General features: G+C 56.5%; 14 protein-coding genes and 1 pseudogene. 6 read left to right on the forward strand and 9 right to left on the reverse strand.

Annotated features, from left to right (window positions below; genetic code table 11):
• Positions 1–222: 222 nt before the first annotated feature.
• Positions 223–1,296, reverse strand: a complete 1,074-nt coding sequence (locus LAO21_12455) for a WD40 repeat domain-containing protein (protein MBZ5553527.1) — start codon at positions 1,294–1,296, stop codon at positions 223–225.
• A 747-nt stretch (positions 1,297–2,043) separates the two neighbouring features.
• On the opposite strand from LAO21_12455, the gene LAO21_12460 reads away from it, so the two are divergent.
• Positions 2,044–3,978: a redoxin domain-containing protein gene (locus tag LAO21_12460; protein MBZ5553528.1), complete on the forward strand. Its 1,935-nt coding sequence runs from the start codon at positions 2,044–2,046 to the stop codon at positions 3,976–3,978.
• Here LAO21_12460 and LAO21_12465 read toward each other — a convergent pair.
• Positions 3,861–4,292, reverse strand: a complete 432-nt coding sequence (locus tag LAO21_12465; protein MBZ5553529.1) for a LuxR C-terminal-related transcriptional regulator — start codon at positions 4,290–4,292, stop codon at positions 3,861–3,863. The genes LAO21_12460 and LAO21_12465 overlap by 118 nt on opposite strands.
• 446 nt (positions 4,293–4,738) lie before the next feature.
• Here LAO21_12465 and dnaE point away from each other — a divergent pair, with 446 nt between their 5' ends.
• Together dnaE and LAO21_12475 are read left to right on the forward strand one after the other, a co-directional pair.
• Complete coding sequence (gene dnaE / locus LAO21_12470; protein ID MBZ5553530.1) at positions 4,739–8,251, forward strand: DNA polymerase III subunit alpha; 3,513 nt, start codon at positions 4,739–4,741, stop codon at positions 8,249–8,251.
• Positions 8,252–8,266: 15 nt separating this feature from the next.
• Positions 8,267–9,256, forward strand: a complete 990-nt coding sequence (locus LAO21_12475; GenBank protein MBZ5553531.1) for an acetyl-CoA carboxylase carboxyltransferase subunit alpha — start codon at positions 8,267–8,269, stop codon at positions 9,254–9,256.
• 50 nt (positions 9,257–9,306) lie between these two features.
• Here LAO21_12475 and LAO21_12480 read toward each other — a convergent pair whose 3' ends face one another.
• Complete coding sequence (locus LAO21_12480) at positions 9,307–10,737, reverse strand: glycosyltransferase family 39 protein (protein MBZ5553532.1); 1,431 nt, start codon at positions 10,735–10,737, stop codon at positions 9,307–9,309.
• A gap of 88 nt (positions 10,738–10,825) precedes the next feature.
• Between LAO21_12480 and udk the strand changes: the two genes are divergently transcribed.
• Positions 10,826–11,446: a uridine kinase gene (udk, locus tag LAO21_12485; protein ID MBZ5553533.1), complete on the forward strand. Its 621-nt coding sequence runs from the start codon at positions 10,826–10,828 to the stop codon at positions 11,444–11,446.
• 135 nt (positions 11,447–11,581) lie between these two features.
• Here the strand turns inward: udk and LAO21_12490 are convergent, their stop codons facing one another.
• Positions 11,582–13,249 (reverse strand): trypsin-like peptidase domain-containing protein, encoded by a 1,668-nt coding sequence (locus tag LAO21_12490; protein ID MBZ5553534.1) that lies wholly within the window; start codon positions 13,247–13,249, stop codon positions 11,582–11,584.
• Positions 13,250–13,558: 309 nt separating this feature from the next.
• Positions 13,559–14,362 (reverse strand): AmmeMemoRadiSam system protein B, encoded by an 804-nt coding sequence (amrB, locus tag LAO21_12495; protein MBZ5553535.1) that lies wholly within the window; start codon positions 14,360–14,362, stop codon positions 13,559–13,561.
• Positions 14,363–14,572: 210 nt separating this feature from the next.
• Here amrB and LAO21_12500 point away from each other — a divergent pair, with 210 nt between their 5' ends.
• Positions 14,573–15,574 (forward strand): D-2-hydroxyacid dehydrogenase, encoded by a 1,002-nt coding sequence (locus LAO21_12500; protein ID MBZ5553536.1) that lies wholly within the window; start codon positions 14,573–14,575, stop codon positions 15,572–15,574.
• 116 nt (positions 15,575–15,690) lie between these two features.
• Here the strand turns inward: LAO21_12500 and ispF are convergent, their stop codons facing one another.
• From ispF to LAO21_12515, 3 genes and pseudogenes are all read right to left on the reverse strand, one after another.
• Entirely contained in the window at positions 15,691–16,170 is a 480-nt protein-coding gene (gene ispF, locus LAO21_12505; protein MBZ5553537.1) for a 2-C-methyl-D-erythritol 2,4-cyclodiphosphate synthase, read from the reverse strand.
• Positions 16,167–16,874: a 2-C-methyl-D-erythritol 4-phosphate cytidylyltransferase gene (gene ispD, locus LAO21_12510; protein ID MBZ5553538.1), complete on the reverse strand. Its 708-nt coding sequence runs from the start codon at positions 16,872–16,874 to the stop codon at positions 16,167–16,169. Before ispD ends, ispF begins: the two co-directional genes overlap by 4 nt.
• A gap of 132 nt (positions 16,875–17,006) precedes the next feature.
• Positions 17,007–17,993, reverse strand: a pseudogene (locus LAO21_12515) (PIN domain nuclease).
• 388 nt (positions 17,994–18,381) lie between these two features.
• On the opposite strand from LAO21_12515, the gene LAO21_12520 reads away from it, so the two are divergent.
• The gene (locus tag LAO21_12520) at positions 18,382–19,281 is read left to right on the forward strand and encodes a hypothetical protein (protein ID MBZ5553539.1); all 900 of its coding nucleotides are present in this window, start codon (positions 18,382–18,384) and stop codon (positions 19,279–19,281) included.
• A gap of 195 nt (positions 19,282–19,476) precedes the next feature.
• Here LAO21_12520 and glmM read toward each other — a convergent pair whose 3' ends face one another.
• Complete coding sequence (gene glmM, locus LAO21_12525; protein MBZ5553540.1) at positions 19,477–20,865, reverse strand: phosphoglucosamine mutase; 1,389 nt, start codon at positions 20,863–20,865, stop codon at positions 19,477–19,479.
• Between the last annotated feature and the right edge of the window lie 149 nt (positions 20,866–21,014).

Raw genomic sequence — 21,014 nt, forward strand, 5'->3', positions numbered from 1 at the left:
GAATTTCTTTCGAGCACATCCCATAGGGGTCGATGGATCAGGAGCAGGGTGGCGCATACTCCGATCGATCGGTAGGTGCGGCCTTCTGAGGGAGACTCCTGTTTATGAGGCTGGAGAGTGCCTAAATTCTTCAGCGCACACATCGCAAGGAAACACGATGTGTGCCCCACCCGGGCATAAGGTTCAAGGACTGAGGGACCGATGGGATCATTCTCGGGCCGGTTATGGTTCAGTGGCCGCTTCAGGATGACTTGAAAAAATCTCTTTCCCGCTTTTTACTTCCCAAACATTGAAGCTATTGTCGTCGCTGGCGGAGAAAAGACGGCGTCCATCCGCACTGAAAGCAACCGTCAGCACCGTTCCGGTGTGGCCTTTCAGGGTGTAGAGCTCGCGGCCGCTCGCCACCTCCGAGACCCGGACGGGATCGTCGCCACTCGCGGAAGCCACCCAGCGCCCGTCGGAGCTAAAGGCGATGGCTCGAATCGCGTCCGTGTATCCGGTCAAGGCCCGCAGTTCTTGTCCGCTGGCGGCATCCCACACTTTGGCCGTCTTGTCGAGGCTCGCAGAGACCAGCCACCGGCCATCGGGACTGAACGCTAACCCAAAAATGTACCGGGGGTGTCCCGCGAGACGACGCAGTTCTCTTCCAGTGACGGCGTCCCAGAGGCGGATTGAATGATCCGCCCCCAGGGAGGCTAACGATCGCCCGTCCGGGGTAAAGACAACGCCATGGACCCAACCGGCCTGACTTGAGATGGAAAGAATCAGACGCCCGCTCTCCACCTCCCAAATTTTGATGGTCCTGTCTGCACCCGCCGAAGCGAGCCAGCGTCCATCCGGACTGAAGGTCACCGAATCCACGTAATTTGTGTGTCCCGAAAGGGTTCGCGTGAGGCGGCCGTCGCTCACCGCCCAGAGCCTGATTGTATGGTCCTCACTGCCGCTGGCCAACAGCCGGCCATCCGGGCTGAAGGCCACCGTACCGATATGATCGGTGTGTCCGGAAAGGACAAGCAATTGCCGACCGGAGGTTACCTCCCGGACTCTGACTTTCATATCATCGGTGGCACAGGCCAACAAGCGCCGGTCGGCACTAAACGCCGCGGCCCGGACCGTATTGGGATTCTCGAATCTGATCTCACTACGTGACGGAGATTGCGGGGGATTCTGGGCGGCGATGCAGCCGCCCGCGAAGCATGCCACCAGCCCAATCGACACCCGGAACACTTCCCCACCAAGGGCTGTCAAGGAACGACGGTGTCGAAGGTCGGCGATGCTACTCCAATTGAACCCCATGCAATACCTACCTGGACCAAGCCGGCATTCGGTCGCGGGTTTGAAATTAGGGCAGCGCCTCTTGATGCAATGAAGGACGCGCGCAGTATACTCTCGCGGGATACCGCAGGCAAGATGTGCAGGGACCTCCAACCGCCACACTATTTGCTGGTCTCCAGCCTCCGAGTCCCGCTTTGCCCCCAATGTCTCAACCTCACAGGGAGTCGGTGCTCTTGCGGGTTGGCTTGACACCCAGGAATCTCCTTGAAATCACCCCGATGAAGATCTACACTTTTTTGTGTCAGGAGACCCCCAGTGTCGGCTCGTCAGTTCAACAACGACCGCTTAGCATTGGGAGGCTCTTCGTCAGTTTTTCAATAGTCGCGATTGACGATTTGCGTTGCCCGAAGCCATTTTCCAAGTCTGGGATTTGACGGTGAGGACCGGCAACCTCTTCTCCCTGACGTTATGCGAGGAGAACTCATAGGGTCACACCTCCGCTTCTGCAGTCCAGAGTGGAGTGGACAGTAGTGGTCGATTGTGAAATCGCATTAACCAACTTTGGAAATCATAAAAGACATAGAAAATGAAGAACGTGGCAGGATGACTCTGCAGATCCTGCTCGTCATAGGGTAAGGTGATCTCGGTCCAGGAGAGGAAGTGCATAATCTGCACGTGCACTTGGAGCGATCAAGAAGCTATAGCCTACTGGGTCGGTGACTTCCTAGTCGTTGGGCAGAATTGGGAAATTCAGTGAGGTTGTGCAATATGAAAGAAAAGCTTAGTCTCTTCCTGCTTTTGATTTCGGTTTTCTGGACAGTAGCGACAGCCGCACAAATTCAGCCTCCCGTTTTTAAGGTCGATCCCCCTTGCCCCCTGACGCGAGCCCGGCCAAGTCGCATTGGCACCAAGGAGGTGCTCGTCACGTACAATGTGAAGAGTCCCGATGCAAAGATTAAGCAGCCTCACAAGCTTACACTTGAGGTTGGCATTGATGACCGTCCGGGAGCAACCCGGAGCGTCCAGTTTCTGCCGAAGGAAAACGGTGTCTGGGAAGCTGTTCTTTCTCAGGGTGAGCAGGACTCCTGGTTGCATCTGATTTTCGAAGTGAAAGATCCAGTCACTGGAGAGGTCGATACAAACGGTGGTAAATACTGGGACCTTGTTCTTTGCCGGGATGAAGGCCAACCTCACTTTATGGGGGTTAAGATTCAAGCTCGAGGTTATACCATGGGCGTAACATTTGAAAACGGCATTGCTCGCCCGCCTGATCTCGCTAACGCAGTAGCCTTGCTCGAAAATGGATTGAAAACGAAAGAATGGAAAGACCGATTCAGACTATTGTTTGATTACTGGTACTACAAGATCCAACGCGACGGGAGTACGGACGCAGCGTGGAAACAGTTGGCCAGCGAAATCAACCGGTTCGTTGATGAACAGAGAACCGATAGGGACGCCATTTTCGGCGCCTCGGAATTTGTAGTGTCTCAAGCGGAGCGCCTTCCGGCTGAGTTGCTCTCCAAGATGATGAACCTTTTGCGATCATTGGATCCTGCAGCGGCGGAACATCAGGAATGCCTGATTGCATTTAACCGAATCTCGCATAAAAAGGACCTCTTCGAAAAGGCTGGAGAATTCAGGGGGTTTGCCAAAAGATGTCCGAACACCAATCTGGCAGATGAAGCACTGATCCAAAGCTTCCGAATCTTGCGTGACAGGAGAGATATATCTGCAGCCGAAGAGGTGATTCACCAGTGGATTGAGATGCGCCCGAAGGCTGACGCCTATGCAGGCCTGGCGGCTCTATACATTGAGAGCAATATTAAGCTCGACCAAGCTCTCCAGCTTCTCAATAAGGCGGAAGAGCTCAATCGGGATCACCTGCCGGATAAAGCTCCCACAATGTCCTACCTCATCCTCACCCGCGATGCAAAACGAAATGAGCAAAAGCTGAGTTACTGGCGCTCCCGCGCCTTTATGCAACAAGGAAGACCCGAGCTGGCGTTCCCACTTATCGAAAAAGCTGGTGGGGTTGCCATGGATGCGGGCGAGTACTTCCTAGTGGGTGAAGTTTATGAGGCAACAGGGCACACCAAGCAAGCGCTGGATGCGTACATGGCTAGCGTGGGAGAGCCGGCGCCGGGACGCATGGAACGACTAGAGCGTCTTAAACAGCTTTGGACCAAGGAAGGCTATGGAACCGAAGCAGATTTGCAGCAGCGTATCGAGTCCTTGGGCAAGGATCGCTTCGAGACCAAGCACTATGTGCCCACTGTTCTAGATCGTCCTTCTCCTTACTTCGAGTTCACGACGATTAAAGGAGAGAAGTTGCGATCGGCCGATTGGTCCGGAAAGACAGTTGTCTTGAATTTCTGGGCGACCTGGTGTGTGCCGTGTATCCCCGAATTGAGCGGCTTTCAGACGCTTCAGGCCAAACATCCGGAACTCCTGGTTGCCGCATTGATGACTGACTCCGATGAAGAAGCCCTCAAGGGAATCATCAGGCGGGAGAAACTGGAGACTCTTCGCATCGCCCCAGCAGGAAAATTGGGCGATGCCCTGGCGGCAGAAGGTCTCCCGATCACCTATGTGATCGACCACGACCGAATCCGTGTCATGCACGTAGGAGCTTTGCGGCAATTGATACCCACCCTGGAGGCGGACTTGGCCGCATTGAAAAAGGACCCGGCATCAACAAAGTAGTCAGGGGGACTGTGCGGGTCGAAAGCAGTGGCAATCCCTTCCAGAGCATCTCGCCTCACCGCCAACAATTTGGTTAGTCTCAAGACCGTCGCGTGATTGCCGGCTAATGGGCTAATTGCCCTTGGGGCAGACTTCAATCCTCTTTGGGGTTCCCTTATTTTAGAGCAAATGTTCCGCCGATGGGCATGGATGGTGTACTTGCTAATACTAAGTCGCTGTGCGATTTCCTTGCTCGTAAGACCTTCTCCGATAAACCGAAGAATTTGATTCTCTCTGGCGGTCAAGAGGATGCTTCGGAAATAAGCAGTTTTCATAATTTCGTCTCAAGCACTTTTCCCAACAGGATCACAAATCGTCCCGATCGTGATAGGATCCAGCGGGATCGCTAATGGCTGGCGTGAAAGCCCCTTCTGAAGTCATTGCGACAAATGTGGAACGACCGAGGTGTCAAGTTTAGACCAGGGGTCGCTCGTGGTGACGACAATGCGCGGGGGACACGAGCAAAATATATCTAGCACAGGATATTCTGCAATGTAAGTGCAATGCTTTTCTCAATGCTTTTTTCACTGTGTTTGTCCAATTCGTAAATTTGTATTAGACTTCATTCGGATGCCCTGTATAAATTTTATTTCCGACTTTGAGAGTGTGCGCACCCGATGAGACGTACGATGTCAAAGGGGTAGTTTTGACGATTGACGGCCTGTTGATCTCCCCTCCGGTTGGACCCTGCAGATTCTCCGATTGAAAGGTTATTCCTCGCATGGAACATTCGAAGTTCGTCCATCTCCACCTGCACACCGACTTCAGCCTCCTCGATGGCGCCAACGATATTGGCGCCCTGATGAAGGAGGCTGAAGCCAAGAAGATGCCCGCCATTGCCATGACGGATCACGGCAACCTCTTTGGCGCGATCAGCTTTTATGAGACTGCCATGCATCATGGCATCAAGCCGATCATCGGCTGCGAGCTTTACGTGGCCAAGGGAGCCCGGACGGAACGCAGTTCCAGCGAAGGGGAAAAAGCCAATCATCACCTGACGGTGCTCGCGACCAGTGACGAGGGTTATCGCAACCTGGTGACACTGGTTTCGACCGCTTATTTGGACGGGTTTTACTATCGACCACGCGTGGACAAGGAGCTGTTATCGAAACACCACCGGGGAATCATCGCATTGTCGGGATGCTTGAATGGCGAGGTGGAATCGAAGCTCCAGGGAGAACAGGACCAGGCAGCGCTCGAAGTGGCCGGGCAGTGGCAGGACATCTTCGGCAAGGAGAATTTCTTCCTGGAGATCCAGGATCACGGGCTCGAGAAACAGCGGTTTGTGAACCCGCGGCTGGTAGCGCTCTCCAAGCGTCTGGAGGTGCCGCTGGTAGCCACCAACGATTGCCATTACCTCCGCCGGGACGATTCCCGCGCCCACGATATTCTGCTGTGTATCGGGACCGGGTCGACCGTGAACGATTCCAGTCGAATGCGCTATGAGACCGATCAGTTTTACCTCAAGAGCGATGTGGAGATGCTGGCCTCGTTTCAAGAAATACCGGAGGCCGTCCATCGCACGGTGGAAATTGCAGAGCGCTGCCACTTCAAGCTGGAGAAGATCGCTTCGCCCTTCCCCCGCTTTGACGTCCCGGAAGGGCAATCCCTCGAGGAGTACTTTGACCGGGTGGTTCGCGAAGGGTTTGCCGAACGGGCGATTCACTTGAAGACCCAGGCGGCCCGGGGGGTATTGCGCCATCGGCTGGAGGAATACGCGGAGCGGCTTGAGCGCGAGATCAACATGATCAAGCACATGCGCTTTCCCGGGTACTTCCTGATCGTCTGGGATTTCATCCGCTACGCCCGGGAGCGCGGAATTCCCGTGGGCCCGGGGCGGGGTTCGGCGGCGGGCAGCCTGGTTGCCTATTCGATGCGCATCACCGACATCGATCCCCTGCAATACGAGCTCCTCTTCGAGCGCTTCCTGAATCCCGAGCGCATCTCCCTGCCCGACATTGATATTGATTTCTGCATGCGTCGTCGCGACGAGGTCATCGACTATGTGACCCAAAAATATGGCCGGGATCATGTTTGTCAGATCATCACATTTGGGACCCTGGGCGCCAAAGCCGCTCTCAAGGATGTCGGCCGGGCCCTCGAAATGCCTTACACCGAAGTGGACCGGATCGCGAAGTTGATCCCTAACACACTGCATATCAAGCTCGACGAAGCCTTAAAGCAGACCCCGGCTCTCGACGAGCTTTACAAGAAGGATGCCCGGGTCAGGGATTTGTTTGACGTGGCGCGCCGCCTGGAAGGGCTTGCGCGACACGCGTCCATCCACGCCGCAGGCATCGTCATCTCCCCGAAGCCCCTCCTGGAATTTGTTCCCCTGTGCACCTCCACCCGCACAGAAAATATGACCCGGACGGAAAAGCAACAGGTCATCACTCAATTCGAGATGACCGACCTGGAAAAGGTCGGACTCATCAAGATGGATTTTCTGGCGCTGGCGACCCTGACCATCCTCGATGACACGGTGAAGCTCATCCAACAGCATACCGGACAGAAGCTGAACCTGGAGGAGCTCGTCCCCGACGATCCGGAAACCTACCGGCTCTTCCAGGAAGGGCGCACCAACTGCATTTTTCAGTTCGAATCCAGTGGCATGCGCGACATTCTGCGTCGCTACCGGCCGGAGCGGTTCGAAGATCTCATCGCGCTGAACGCGCTTTATCGCCCGGGCGCCATTCAGGGCGGCATGATCGATGATTTTATCAAACGAAAGCACGGCGAGCGGGAAATCACCTTCGATTTCCCCGAACTCAAACCCATCCTGGAGGAGACCTACGGTGTCATGGTGTACCAGGAGCAGGTGATGCAGATCGCCATGGTGCTGGCGGGATACACCCTGGGGGAAGCCGACATCCTCCGCCGCGCCATGGGAAAGAAGAAGGCCGAAGAAATGGCGGCCCAGAAGGAAAAGTTCATTGAGGGCTGCAGATCCCGAAAGATCAACACCCGCAAAGCTGACAAGATCTTCAATCTCATGGAACAATTCGCGGGGTACGGGTTTAACAAGTCTCACTCCGCTGCCTACGCGCTGCTGGCGTACCAGACCGCGTACTTGAAGACCCACGATCCGGTGTATTTCATGTCCGCGGTGCTGACCAATGAAATGGGAAACACGGACAAGATCGTGAAGTACATCAATGAATGCCGCGACCTGGGGATTGAGATCCTCCCGCCTGACATCAACCAGTCGGACTTGAATTTCACACCGGCCATCGACTCCGCCCAGGGGACAACGAAGATCCGCTTTGGAATGGCCGCCATCAAAAATGTGGGCGAACACGCCATCAAAGCCATTCTCGAGACGCGTCGGGCGAAGGGGCCTTTCAAATCGATCTTCGATTTCTGTGAGCGCGTCGATCTGCGGGCGCTGAACAAGCGCATGATGGAAAGTCTGATCCGAGCCGGATGCTTCGACTCCCTCGGGGCGCGACGATCCCAACTGGCGGCGGTGGTGGACCGGGCCATGGAGGCGGGGGCAAAGGCGCAGCGGGACCGGGAATCGGGACAAAGCGGGTTGTTTGCCGCCGCCACGGCCACGGTGATGAACGAAAAACTCCCCGACCTGGAAGAATGGCAGGAGCACATCGTCTTGAACTATGAAAAGGAAACGCTCGGTTTCTTCATCACCGGGCATCCGCTGGCCAAGTATGCCAAGGAACTCGAGGAGTTTTCCACGGGCACAACGGAAACCCTGGCGGCGATCGAGACTTCCCGAGACGCAGCGGTCGCCGGAATCCTCACTTCGGTCCGGTTTCTCAAGACGCGCCGGGGTGACCGCATGGCGTCGGCCGTGCTCGAGGACATGCACGGGACCCTGGAGGTCGTGGTGTTCCCCGAACCTTTTAAGCTCTATGAGTCTCTATTGAAATCGGAGGACCCGGTCTTCATTAAGGGCCGCGCGGACATCGGCGATACGGGCAAAGTCAAGATCATCGTCTCGGAGCTTCAGCCCTTGAAGGATCTGCGTCTCACCCAGGCCAAAAGGATGGTTGTGCACGTCAACCTCATCGGTCTGGACTCGGACGCCGCGCCGAGGCTTTTGGAACTCTTTGAAAAGAATCGGGGCGACTGTGCGGTGGTGTTCGAGCTTGAACATGACCGACAGTTTCTGGTAACCTTGAAACCTGATGATTATGTGAGGGTCCGGCCCCACCCCCACTTCATTCGGGCGGTGGAAGAGATTTGCGGAATTGGCGCGGTTAAACTCATGCCTTAGGCAATTGATCGAGAAATGACCAACTCAAAAGAAATTTACGAACAGCGCGAAAGCATCCAGGATCTGGAAGAGCAGATCAACGAGCTCAGCAAGATCAATCAAGACGACGAAAGCCAGCACGAGATCGAGCGGCTCAAGGCCCGCATCGAACGTGTCCGGCGGGAAGTTTTCGCCAAGCTCACCCCCTGGCAAAAGGTCCAGATGGCGCGGCACCCTCAACGCCCCTACACCCTCGATTACATTCAGCACTGTTTTACGGATTTCATCGAGGTTCACGGCGACAGGAAGTTTGGGGAGGACCATGCTATTGTCTGCGGGATGGCCAAGTTTCATGGCGAGCCAGTGATGGTGGTCGGCCATCAAAAGGCCCGCGACACCAAGCAGAAGGTCTTTCGAAATTTCGGCATGCCGAAGCCGGAGGGGTACCGCAAGGCCATTCGGGTGATGAAAATCGCGGAGAAGTTTCAACGGCCCATCTTCACCTTGATCGACACGCCCGGTGCCTATCCGGGGATCGACGCGGAAGAGCGGGGCCAGGCCGAGGCCATTGCCTATAACTTGCGAGAAATGGCCCGGCTCCGGGTGCCGATCATCACCACGATCACGGGCGAAGGCGGCAGTGGCGGCGCCCTCGCGATCGCCGTCGGGGATATCGTCAATATGCTGGAGTATGCGATCTATTCGGTCATATCGCCGGAAGGTTGTGCTTCCATCATGTGGCGCGATGCCTCCCGCGCGGAGGAGGCAGCCACCGCGTTGAAACTGACGGCGGAGGATCTGAAGGCCTTTGAACTGATCGACGAGATTATTCGAGAACCGGAAGGCGGCGCGCACACCGATCCCCTCGCCATGGCCAAGTCATTGGATGAGCATCTTCAGAAGGATCTGGCGCGACTCAAGGCCCTCACGACCGAACGGCTCCTTGAGGAACGATACGAGAAGTATCGCCGAATGGGACAGTTTTTTGAAAAGGCGAGTGCCGCCACGGCGCAAAGATCCAAATGACCTCATGAGCGGCGGCAAGCCTTGCCCCCCGCAGCCCCTTACCCCGCGTCTCATTCGATGCGTTCCATGCCGTAATCCACTCGGGTAAACCGGAATTTGAATCGAAGGGCCTCCACATCAGCCTGCTCATCCCGCAAATAATCCCACACCCTGGCGTCGCTGAGATAAAAGACGCTGCGCTTTGCCACCAGGTCCCGGTTGATTCTTGCGGAAAGGGAATCCCGGTTCCATTCCCACCCGGAGCGAATGACCTCCCAATCAGGTCGGATTCCCGACTGCTGATAAAAGTCCAGAATCGGGGTATAGGCGCCGCCCACGAACACTGCGTTGCGGGGAGCGAGCGCAATCAATGTCTCAACCCGGACCTTGCGCTCCTGCGAGAGTCGGTTAAACCGGGTGAGGACGGCCATCCCCCCCATGAAAAACACCAGATGCCCGGCCAATAACACACCGAGTAATATTCTTCGGGCGGGAGGCTCCAGTTGCGTCCGTAGCATGTTCAAACCGACCAGCGCCGCCAGCACGAATGCCGGGACGGCAAGGAGCTCATACCGGGGTTGAATCCTGAGATCCGCGTTGGGCAATAGGGCCAACAGCGGCAATAACGCCATCCCTGAGACGAGGGCGCGCATGGAGGCCACCTTCTCCCACTTCCGCCAGGTCAGCAGTACTCCCACCAACGACACGCCCCCGTTCACAAAAGCAAACGCGAGGAGATAGAGGAGCTGGATTCCAAGCCCATGGGTTCGAATCGGGAGGACGGCGGCCCAGCCTTGAACACGGCGCCAGAAATCCGGGTCCCTCCGCACCAGGAAAGCAAGGACGGCCAGGACCCCCAGGATAACGATCCCGGTATGGACCAAGACAGCAGAAACTCTCCTGCGCCAGGTCAGACCACGATCCAGGAGGATCATCAACGGAAATACGGCAGCCGCCGTAATCAACTGTTCACGGATCTGGATTCCCGCCGCAAACAGCACCGCGCTCCAGACGAGGTGGAAGAGCTTCCGTGATCTTTCCCAGCGGAGCAAAAAGGCCACTGCCGCCAGGAAGCAGGCCAGCGAAGGCACCTCGGTCATGACCATTCCCGAATAAGCAAGGTACATTGGCGTAGTCGCGAGCCAGGCCACTCCCAGCAAAGCCAGCCGTACCCCACCGACCGACTTCACACAGAAATAGAAACAGACCAGACCGCCGATGGCGAATAGCCACACGACGCCCTGACCAATCCAGAAGGCATGCTCTACGCTGACACCCATGAAATGCATCGCTTCCCAGGCGGCCCTGATCAGGCCCAGAAAGAGCGGCCGACCGAAGGCCAAATCCGATACCTGGTGCTGAAGCGCCTTGGTCATGTAATCAAAACTGTCCCACTGCCCCATGAAGGGATTTCTAAACATGAAGGCGAGGACCGCAAATCCGAGGAGAAGCAGCAGGAGGGCTCCTCTTTCCCGAGGGGAAGCCCGGCGTTGATTTTTCACTTGGAGGGGGAGGATGCTTTGACTAGAATGAGCACGACTGTGGGCGTTTGACGCAGGCATTCCACTTTCATCCCAGGACTCAAATTCTATGATCATCGGAATCTGTGGTGGCACGGGGTCAGGCAAGACCACGGTGGCGAACAAGATCCTTGAAACCATCGACAGCGATTCGGTGGCTCTCCTGCAGCAGGATCATTATTACAAGGAACTCGCCGGCTTGCCGGTGGAAGAGCGCGCCCGGCAAAACTTTGACCATCCCGATTCCATCGACATGGAACTCTTCGTCGAGCACCTTCGCTGCCTGAAAAGCGGGCGGCCTATTGACAGACCCGTGTATGACTTCACCATCGATAATCGCAGCAAGCAGACGGTCCGGGTGGACGCCAAACCCGTGGTGATGGTGGAGGGGATTTTGATCTTCGAGAACAAGCCCCTTCGCGATCTGATGGACATCAAGATCTTTGTGGACACGGACCCGGATCTGCGCTTCATTCGCCGGTTGCGCCGGGACATCACCGAGCGTGGCCGAACCGTGGAATCGGTGATCAATCGGTATCTCACCACGGTCCGTCCCATGCATCTCGAATTTGTCGAACCTTCCAAGCGCTACGCCGATGTCATCATCCCGGAAGGCGGGTTCAACACGGTCGGCATTGATCTGCTGACTGAAAAAATCCGCGCCCTGCTGGCGGCCGTCCATGCGACGTGAGAGGTTTTGACCACTCTGGTATTGAACCCACGAAAAGTAGCAGCGCAGGACCTTCGGCGAGAATGCCAGAGCATCCACACTGCCGATCGTCACCGCCATCAATTCCCGCGCCCTCAGCGCCTCCGCGGTGAATCCTCACTTCATCAATTCCAACCCGAATTGAATGGGCACTCCGAAGTTGGCGCCGCCGAACTCGGAGAGGATGGCGTAGTTCACCCCGATCACTTTTCCACGCACATTAAAGAGCGGCCCGCCACTTCCTCCCTGGGTTGTCTGGGCATCGTAGACCAGCTTGTTGGGGAGAATATCGCTCAGATGTCCCTGCGTGGAGAGGGGGCGGATCATTCCGCGGCGGGAGAGTTCCTGTGAAATTTTTTTGGGATCCGGTCCAGCCGACGACACCACCGATTCAACTACTTTCTCATCAAGCCGGGCCAACAACGCATTCAGGCCCGTCGGGTAGCCCAGCAGCACGACCGGTTGGCCCGCTGCCGTGTCCGCCCCCTGACGTTCGACCGCCAGCACGGGGAGCTTGTGCGAGCCCAGATCCGCCCGCAGTAACGCAATGTCTGCCTGCGTGGAGGTCTTGACCACGACGAGGTTGAAGGGATCTTCCACTGTCGGGAAATAGGCCCTGAAGAACTGGAGGCGGGGTTGAAAACCTTTCGCGGACAGTTCTTTGACCTCGCGATCTTCCCACCCCGGTTCAGCCACATGACGATTCGTCAGGATCCAGCCCGAGCTGCTCACCAGAAATCCGGTCCCCGAGTAATAGACCTCGACCATCGGGGCGGCCCCGGACGTTGTATAGAGGGTCTGCCCCTGGGAATCCTTGATCGGTTCGCCGGCACTGTCGAGGGCGAGAAAGCGGAGGGGATTGCCCGAGCCGTCGTAAAAACGGTAGGCGCCTTCGATATAACAGACCCCGGATTGATACGTCTTGATGACCCGCTCTCCCAGCGACCGTTCCCGGTTGACGGAGTCGATGTGACGCGTGGTCTCGTTGAGCCTGGCGCGGAGGGCCTGGAGCTCCCCGGCTTTGAGCGAGGCGTCGTTCTGTGCCTGGGCCAATTGGTCGCGGAGCTTCTGCTCTTCGGCCTGCAGGTTGGAGAACCGCGTCTCTGTCTCAGTCTCCTGCCGGGCCCGTACCTCCCCCCCGCGCTTGCGCTCCTCTAAAATGTCCCGCTCCAACGCCTCGCGGGATCGATGATCAACGGCGAGCTGTTTTCGAAGCTGAATGATCTCCCTTTCGATCTTTCGCTTTGAAAGCGCGCCCTGGATCAGCACCAATGCGCTCAGCGTGACCGAAAACCCGACCAGGACGATGGCCCCGATGAAAATCGTGCGGGTGCGGGGGGTGGAATGACGGAGTAGTCCGCGAGTGAATTCCCCCAAGAACCGCGTCGTAAATCCTATCCCCTGCCTCCGGAACCGCCGCGATTTTCTCACTGAATCGCGGTACACCACGTGAAACGGCTTGCACACCTCCCCCTTCGCCCTCTCTACATGAAAGCGCACCTTGGGTCCGCCTTCGCCGAATTCCAGCACATCACCCTCTTTGAGAATGATTTCATCAATTTCGTGATCGTTCACAAAGGTTCCCCGGGAAGACCCGAGGTCCCGCAGGTAATACTCACAGTTGTCGAAGTAGATCTCGGCGTGACGGTCGGAGGTCGTGTCGTCCACGCCCGGATTGAAGCGGATGTCACACTTCGGGTCGCATCCGATCAGGAGATTTTCCTTCTCAAATTCCTGGGTATCACCCCGATGGCTTCCGGAGAGGTGGACGAAGACTGATTTCACGATTTAAAGGATATTCCCGGTTCAAATTTCAAAACTCCAAATTCCAAACCCCAAAATCCAAATAAATTCCAAAGACCAAACTCCAAAATACCAAACCGCCTCGTGCCAGGTTCTCAGCATTCCTAGGACCCGCACAGATTCACACGCGGGGCGTTCGAGTGGGGTGATTGAATTGGATCCTTCAGCTGGTTTAGATTGCTGAAACTGATACTTGTGGGCAAATTGAATCTTCAAGCCAGGGTTATGTTTGAGAATTGGAATTTGGAATCTATTTGGACTTTGTCCGCCGCGGCGGATTGGAATTTGGGTTCAAAAGACTATCATTCCCGCATACCCCACGACTTCTGCGCGGTCCCCGCTGATGTCTCCCGATGTCGCATACTTCACCAGTTCTGCTTTGGAGGCGCCCAGGTGTATGGCCGCTGTCAGCATGGCAATAGTCGGGCCGTAACCGCACATGGTGACATGTTCTTTCTTGATGACGTCAAAAAGTCCTTTGGGGTCCAGGGCCAAGACCCGGTCGATGGCGCGCCGGTCCTTCTGGCGTGTTATCGAATCGCTTTCGTAATGATTCATGTCGCTGGAGGCAATGATTTGAACGGGCTCCGGCGATCCCTCGATGGATTGGGCGATGGCTTGTCCGAGCCGTTCCAGGGGAGCATAGCTGCCCGTACCGACCGCGATGGGGACGAAAGAGAATTCTCCCTTAAGCTGCTGAAGAAAAGGAAGCTGCACTTCCAGCGAATGTTCCGAGACGTGCGCCGTCTCGTCTTCGCTCACCAGCGGACAGGCGTGGGCGATCGCACGGGCCAGGGCGGACTCAATCTTCACATTCCCTAAAGGTGTTTGCCACTCCCCCTCGCTCATGATCGAAAGCGGGGTTCCCATCCCGGTGTGATTCGGACAAAGGATGATAAATCGCTCCGGAAGTTCAATCCGCGCATAGACCGCCCCCGCCACATGTCCCGAGTACATGTATCCCGCATGCGGGACGACACACCCGATGGCCTTCCGCGGCTTGCCCTCGACAGCGAGATACCCGGCGAGATCGCTGACCAGTTTTTCTTTGTTCGAAGGATAAAAGCGGCCTGCTACTGCGGGACGGCGGATCATGGTAGACCCTCCTCCACATCCACTGACCATACCAGACGTGTTCATCGAATCGTAATGCGGTGAGCGGTCGAAGTCAAGGAGGGCATAGTCCGGACAATTCCATGGCTCGTTCCTTTGTGCATTATGCCCCCTGAAAACCCGGGGATGGCTTGTGAAAGTCACACCGAACATCTTCCTCGCGAAGACACCTCTCGACTATAATCGAGTGCCATGGCAACCCGTGATCTCAAAAAAATGGTGCTCTACCACCAGGTGGGTTTTTCCCTTTGGAATATGACCGAGGACCGGACCCGCGATCTGAGAAATCTTTTCCCCGACATTCATTTTGTTAACACGGAGGATCTCAAGGCCCTGGCCGAACAAATCGTGGACGCGGATGCCCTCTGCGCCATGCGAATCACGTCCGAACTTTTCAGGGGGGCTGCAGGACTGAAATGGATTCATTCCGTCGCGGCGGGGATCGGGGGACTGATGATTCCCGAAGTGCTTTCAAGTGACGTCTTCATCACCAACGCCCGCGGAATCTTCTCGACCGTGATGGCGGAGCACACCCTCGGCATGATCCTGGCCTTCTCCCGGCGTCTCATCGACAGCTACCGGTTTCAGCAACATCACCAGTGGGCCCGTGACGATCTCTGGACACTTCAACCGCCGATGGGGCCAATCTGCGGCAAGACGTTGGGCATCATCGGATACGGTTCGATTGGCCGGGAAATCGCCATTCGGGCGCGGGCGCTTGGAATGAAGATACTCGCGCTGAAGAAAGACCCGTCGACGGGAACGGAATACGCAGACCGTGTCCTCACCCTGGCCCAGCGCACCGAGTTGTTGAAGGAATCAGATTTTGTAGTTCTCGCCCTGCCCCACACCCCCGACACCAAGCAGGTCCTGGGAGATGCTGAGTTCAATGTGATCAAGCCCGGCGCCTACGTCATCAACATTGGACGTGGAAAACTGATCGACGAAGAGGCGCTGCTCCGGGCCCTCCGGGAAGGCCGGATCGCGGGCGCCGGGCTCGATGTTTTCTCGACCGAGCCCTTGCCCGAAGATCATCCCTTGTGGGAGCAGCCTAACGTCCTGATCACGCCCCACAGCGCCGCAATCTTTCCAGAGTATTGGCCGAGCAGTCTGGCGCTGCTGGCGGAAAACATCCGGCGTTTTCGTTCAGGAGAGACGTTGAAGAATCTAGTGGATAAAAACCGCGGGTACTGAGGGGAGACCACTGGAAGGGGCAATCGTATGGACAACTCACCTCGTGCGTGGTTTCCATAGGTGGACCCGGCGACTCCGCGTTCGTCCTTGGAGCGGCAGGAGACCCGCCGGTGCGCTCACTCTTTTTCAATCAATGCCACGGCATGCGCGGCAATGGCATCCCCGTGGCCGACGGCGTCGACCCCTTCATGGGTCTTCGCCTTCACATTCACCTGCCCGGGCGAGAGGGAGAGGGTTTCCGCGATTCTCAACCTCATGGCCTCGAGGTACCCTGACAGCTGGGGAGCTTCAGCAATAATGGTGGTGTCGATATTGACGATGCGATAACCCTGGCTCAAGATCAAGGCATGGACCCGTCGCAGGATTTCCCTGCTCGAGATATCTTTGAATTGAGGCTCCTTCGACGGAAAATGTAATCCCAAGTCCCCCAGTCCCGCAGCGCCGAGCAGGGCATCACACACGGCATGGAGAAGAACATCAGCGTCTGAATGGCCCTGGAGGCCGCGAGGGGAATCGATTTCTATGCCCCCCACAATGAGTTTCCGGTTTTCCACTAGGCGGTGGATGTCGAATCCGGTCCCCACTCTCAAACTCATGGTTGGGGCGCCCTTCCGGGTGATTCCAACGCCAGGTAAAACTCCGCCAGCGGCAGGTCGGAAGGACGGGTGATCTTGATGTTCCGTTCACACCCCATGACCACACCCACCTCAATCCCTAAATGCTCCATCAGCATGGACTCGTCAGTTCCAAAAAAGTTTTCGGCGGCCGCCTTCTCAAAGGCCTGGCGCAACAGATCGGTGCGAAAGGCCTGGGGAGTTTGCACCAGAACGATTCGTTCCCGGGGCAAGGTGGCGGTGACCCGCTGTCGATCGATTTGTTTGAGAGTATCCAACACGGGAATCGCGCAAATGGCAGCCCCGGTTTTCCGGGCCTCGGTAATAACCCGCTCAATCAAAGGGGGATCAAACAAGGGCCGGACCGCATCGTGGACCACTACCCATTCGTCAACTGCCGCGTCAATCCCTTCCAGCGCGCTGGCCACGGATTCCTGCCGGTGATTGCCTCCCACCACCAAATCCAGGGGTTTCCGGAAGGATTCAGCCCTCAGCAGTTTGGAAAATTCCGTTATCTCATCTTCGCGCAGGGCCACGACGAGCCGATCAATGAGGGGAGAAGACTGGAATTTCCGGAGCGTTCGAATCAGGATGGGCACCCCTCCCAACTCGTAAAACTGTTTCGGGCGGTCGCCTCCCATCCGAGTGCCCATGCCCGCGGCGGGGATAATCGCAGCAATTGACATAGATCAGGAGTTCACAGCGTTCGGGTTCGAGACCGGTGTGGCCGGGGACTCCTCTCTCCGCTGGGATGTATTCGGCACAGGTTGCGGTGCCGGCACCACCCCCGGTGGAGCGTGAGACGGGCGGGAGAACCCGCGTTCTTCGTACTTGCCAAAGATCATCTTTCCCGCGGTCGTCTGCAAAACGCTGGTGACGCTGGTCTCGATCGTCTTCCCGATCAACTTTCGGGCGTTATCGACGACCACCATGGTGCCGTCATCCAGGTACGCAATCCCCTGGTTGTATTCCTTTCCCTCTTTGAGGATGAAGACTTTCATGATTTCGCCCGGGAGGACCACTGGCTTCATCGCGTTGGCCAGCTCGTTGATGTTCAACACCTCCACCCCCTGAAGCTGGGCCACTTTGTTCAAGTTGAAGTCATTGGTGACAATCTTTCCCTCCAGCGCCTTCGCCAGTTCGATCAGCTTCATGTCCACTTCGCGGACGTTCGGAAAATCAGTCTCAAGAATCTGGACGTTGATTTTGGTGTTCTTCTGAATTCGCTGCAAAATATCGAGGCCGCGCCTGCCCCGGTTGCGCTTCAGCGAATCCGCCGAATCGGCAACCAGTTGCAGTTCCCGGAGGACGAACTGGGGAATCACGAGATTGCCATCGAGGAATCCCGTCTCACTGATGTCGGCAATGCGCCCGTCAATGATGACGCTGGTATCAAGGATTTTGTAATCCCTTTTAGGCGGACGTTCACCCCCGATCAGACCCCCCAGGGCTGACAGGTTCAACAGTTCTCCCTTGGAGGCACCTACGGCGAGGCCGACATACCCCATCAAGAGAAGGACCACCAGTTCGACGAATGATTTGGAGTGTCCCGCGAGCAGGGTTCGACTAATGAGGGCGCTGGCAAAGTAGGCGCCAATGATCCCCATCAGTGAACCGATGGCCGCCCCAATCAGCCTCTTGAGAGAAACCTTCTTCAGTCGAATTTCAAAAAGGATGATCGCCACACCCAAAAGGACGCCAAGCCCTCCTGAAACCGGTCTTGTCAATCCGAATGGGCCTGTGAAAAACGCGATCACCGAGACCAAGAGCACAAAAAAAATGCGGATAATAATAACATCCAGCATGATGGTTCACCCCCATCTATTAACCCCCACTTGTCAACAGCTGTATGTAATTAGATAAATTCAAGGCGATAAGCCTCACTCTCTAGTGCTTATTCTATATCAATTAAACTTGCTAACCAAAAGAATTAATCCACCTTGGCATGGATCCGGCCCCACGGCCGACCTCCAGGCCTCGGGAGGAAAAGCGCTGCGATTCCATCCCGGCATCTCTGAAAACTCACCATTGCATCTGTGCAACGCTAAAAAGATAACCGTCAAGGAGTGCCACTTGTTGTAAAATCACCAGGATAGCCGAAGATGGAGGATGATGAATATGCGAGAAGGTTGCCGATCTCTCTCACGCTGTTGCTTGCAAGCCTGCGGTATCATCCTGATCACCACAAGTTCGTTGTTCCCAATCCTGCTTAACGGACAAGCCCCTCCTCCCCCGGGCGGCGAGAAGAGCAGTGCATCCGCCCCTGCGGCGCAACCCAAAAGCCCTCCACCGAAGAAACAGCCCCAGGCAAAAACTCAGGTGGAATATGATGCCTACCAGAAGATCGAGGCGGCCACCGACCCAAAGCAGAAAATGGAACTGGTTGACCGGTTTGTCACTGAATTCCCGGATTCGGAGCTGAAGGGGGTGGCCTTCCAGCAGGGGTTGAACGGGGCCCGCCAGACCAATGATTATGAAAAGGCCCTTGATTACTCCCGCAAGGCCCTTCAAGTGTATCCGGATGACGTGCTCTCTTTGCTGGTTCTATCCTCCTGGATTCCCGAGCGGATCACGGAAAACGATCCCCAACGCGAGGCCAAACTCACCGAAGCCACCAATGCTGCCAAGAGGCTTTTGGAGGTCGTGCCGACCCTGCAGAAGCCGGCCACCCAGACCGAGGAGCAGTGGACCACCCAGATCAAAGAACTGAACGGGAGATCGCATGCCGCCCTGGGATTCATTGAACTCCTCAAGAAGAATTATCCGGGATCTGAAGAAGAATTCGAAAAGGCGATCAGCCAAATGCCCACGGAGCCGACTTTTTACTATCGATTAGGTCTCGCTTACACCTATGAGAAAAAATATGATGCCGCGGCCTGGAATCTGGCGCGTGCGGTCGCGCTCAAGGGCGTCAGTGAGAAACCCGCCAAGGATGCCCTGGAGATCTTGTTCAAGGCCTATGGAGAGGATCCGGTCAAGGCTGGAGAAGAGGATTTGATCAAACTGGCTGGCAGCCAGGAAAAAATGCCGGATGACTTTTCCTTTGTAAAGTATATGGAATCGAAATTGAACCCGAAGCCCCCCACACCCTGAACCGGGGGAGACCCGGGCGATCTTCATCGGGCGTTTGGGCGGGTCGTTCCCAGAATCCGCGACGAGCTGTGGACGGGGCGGACTTCGGTCGGGGCCCGGGGTGACAGGATAATTTGTTCTAGGCCCGGCAAACCGCCGCGCCGGGACCGGCGCCCTGAGGCTTGGAAGCGCCCATTCTAATCTCGCGACCGCCTGCTACGGGGTCGAGGCACCCTTCTTTTTCATGGCGGCCGGCGCCAGGGCCTTCTGGGCCTGGTCGGCGATGGCTTGGGCGTGTGTGTGGATTAACCGCTCCGAGGTTCCCTCCAGCATGATCCTCAAAACTTTTTGCGTGCCGGAATACCTGACATTGACCCGACCCGTGCCCTTCAACTCTTCATTGGCGTGGTCAATGGTCTCCTGAAGCACCGTTAACTGGTCAAATGGGACCTTTTCTTCGACTTCAACGTTGATGAGGACCTGCGGGAGACGGGTCATGACGCCCGCCAACTCCGAAAGGGGTTTCCCGGTCTGCTTCATCAGGTTGATCACCTGCAAGGCCACAATCGTTCCATCCCCCGTCGCGCAGTACTCGCGGAAGATAATGTGACCGGATTGCTCACCGCCGAAGTTGTAATCGCCCCTGATCATCTCGTCATACACGTACCGGTCCCCGACCTTGGTCCGCACCACGGAGATGGACGACGGGCGCAAGGCGATCTCCAAGCCGCCATTCGACATCTCAGTCGCCACCACGGTGTCGCGCTTCAACCGTCCCTGCGCCTTCAAGTAGGGGGCCAGCATCGCCATCAGCATGTCCCCGTCAACGAACTCACCCCGCTCGTCCACCATGACCAGGCGATCCGCATCTCCATCGACGGCGATTCCCACATCGGCGTGTTCGGCGAGTGTCCGCGCCCTCATGGCCTCCGGATGCTCCGAACCGCACTCCAGGTTGATGTTCAACCCGTTGGGATCATCATGGATCACAATCACCCGGGCGCCCAACTCCCGGAAGATGAACGGGGAAACACAATAGGCGCCCCCATTGGCACAATCGAGGACCATGGTGATGCCTTTGAGGGATAGATTCCCTATGCTCGCCTTGGCAAATTCGATGTAACGCCCGCGCGCATCATCGATACGCTGGGCACGGCCGAGCGCCCCCGCAATGATGTGCTGGTTAGGAATTTCCTCCTGGAAAAATACCCGTTCAATCTTTTCCTCCGTCTCGTCCGGAAGCTTGGAACCATCGCGCGCAAAGATCTTGATGCCATTGTCCGCAGCGGGATTGTGGGAGGCGGAAATCATGATTCCGGCGTCGGCCGCAAAGCTCTTGGTCAGGTGGGCAATGGCGGGAGTGGGCATGGGACCCACCAGTAACACGTGGACGCCCATGGAACAGATTCCCGCTGTGAGGGCGTTCTCCAGCATGTAACCGCTGCGTCGCGTGTCCTTGCCAATCAGAATGAGATGTTGGTCCTTGTCGGTTTTGAATACTTCGGCGGTCGCTTTGCCGAGTTTCAACGCCACTTCCGGCGTAATCGGAAACCGGTTGGCCAACCCTCGGATGCCATCCGTGCCGAATAGTCTTCGCATAGATATCCTGCAACTGTGGAGGGGCTCGTTGACTTCAGTTGAAGCCCTTCACCGCGTCGATTCCGGCTGAGACAATCGACCCTGTACTCGAGGAGAGGAACCTGAAATCAAGAACGGTGAAAGGCTCCGAAAATTATCCGAAAGAAAGTTGACAA

Source organism: Terriglobia bacterium, assembly GCA_020073085.1.
Classification (GTDB): domain Bacteria; phylum Acidobacteriota; class Terriglobia; order JAIQFV01; family JAIQFV01; genus JAIQFV01.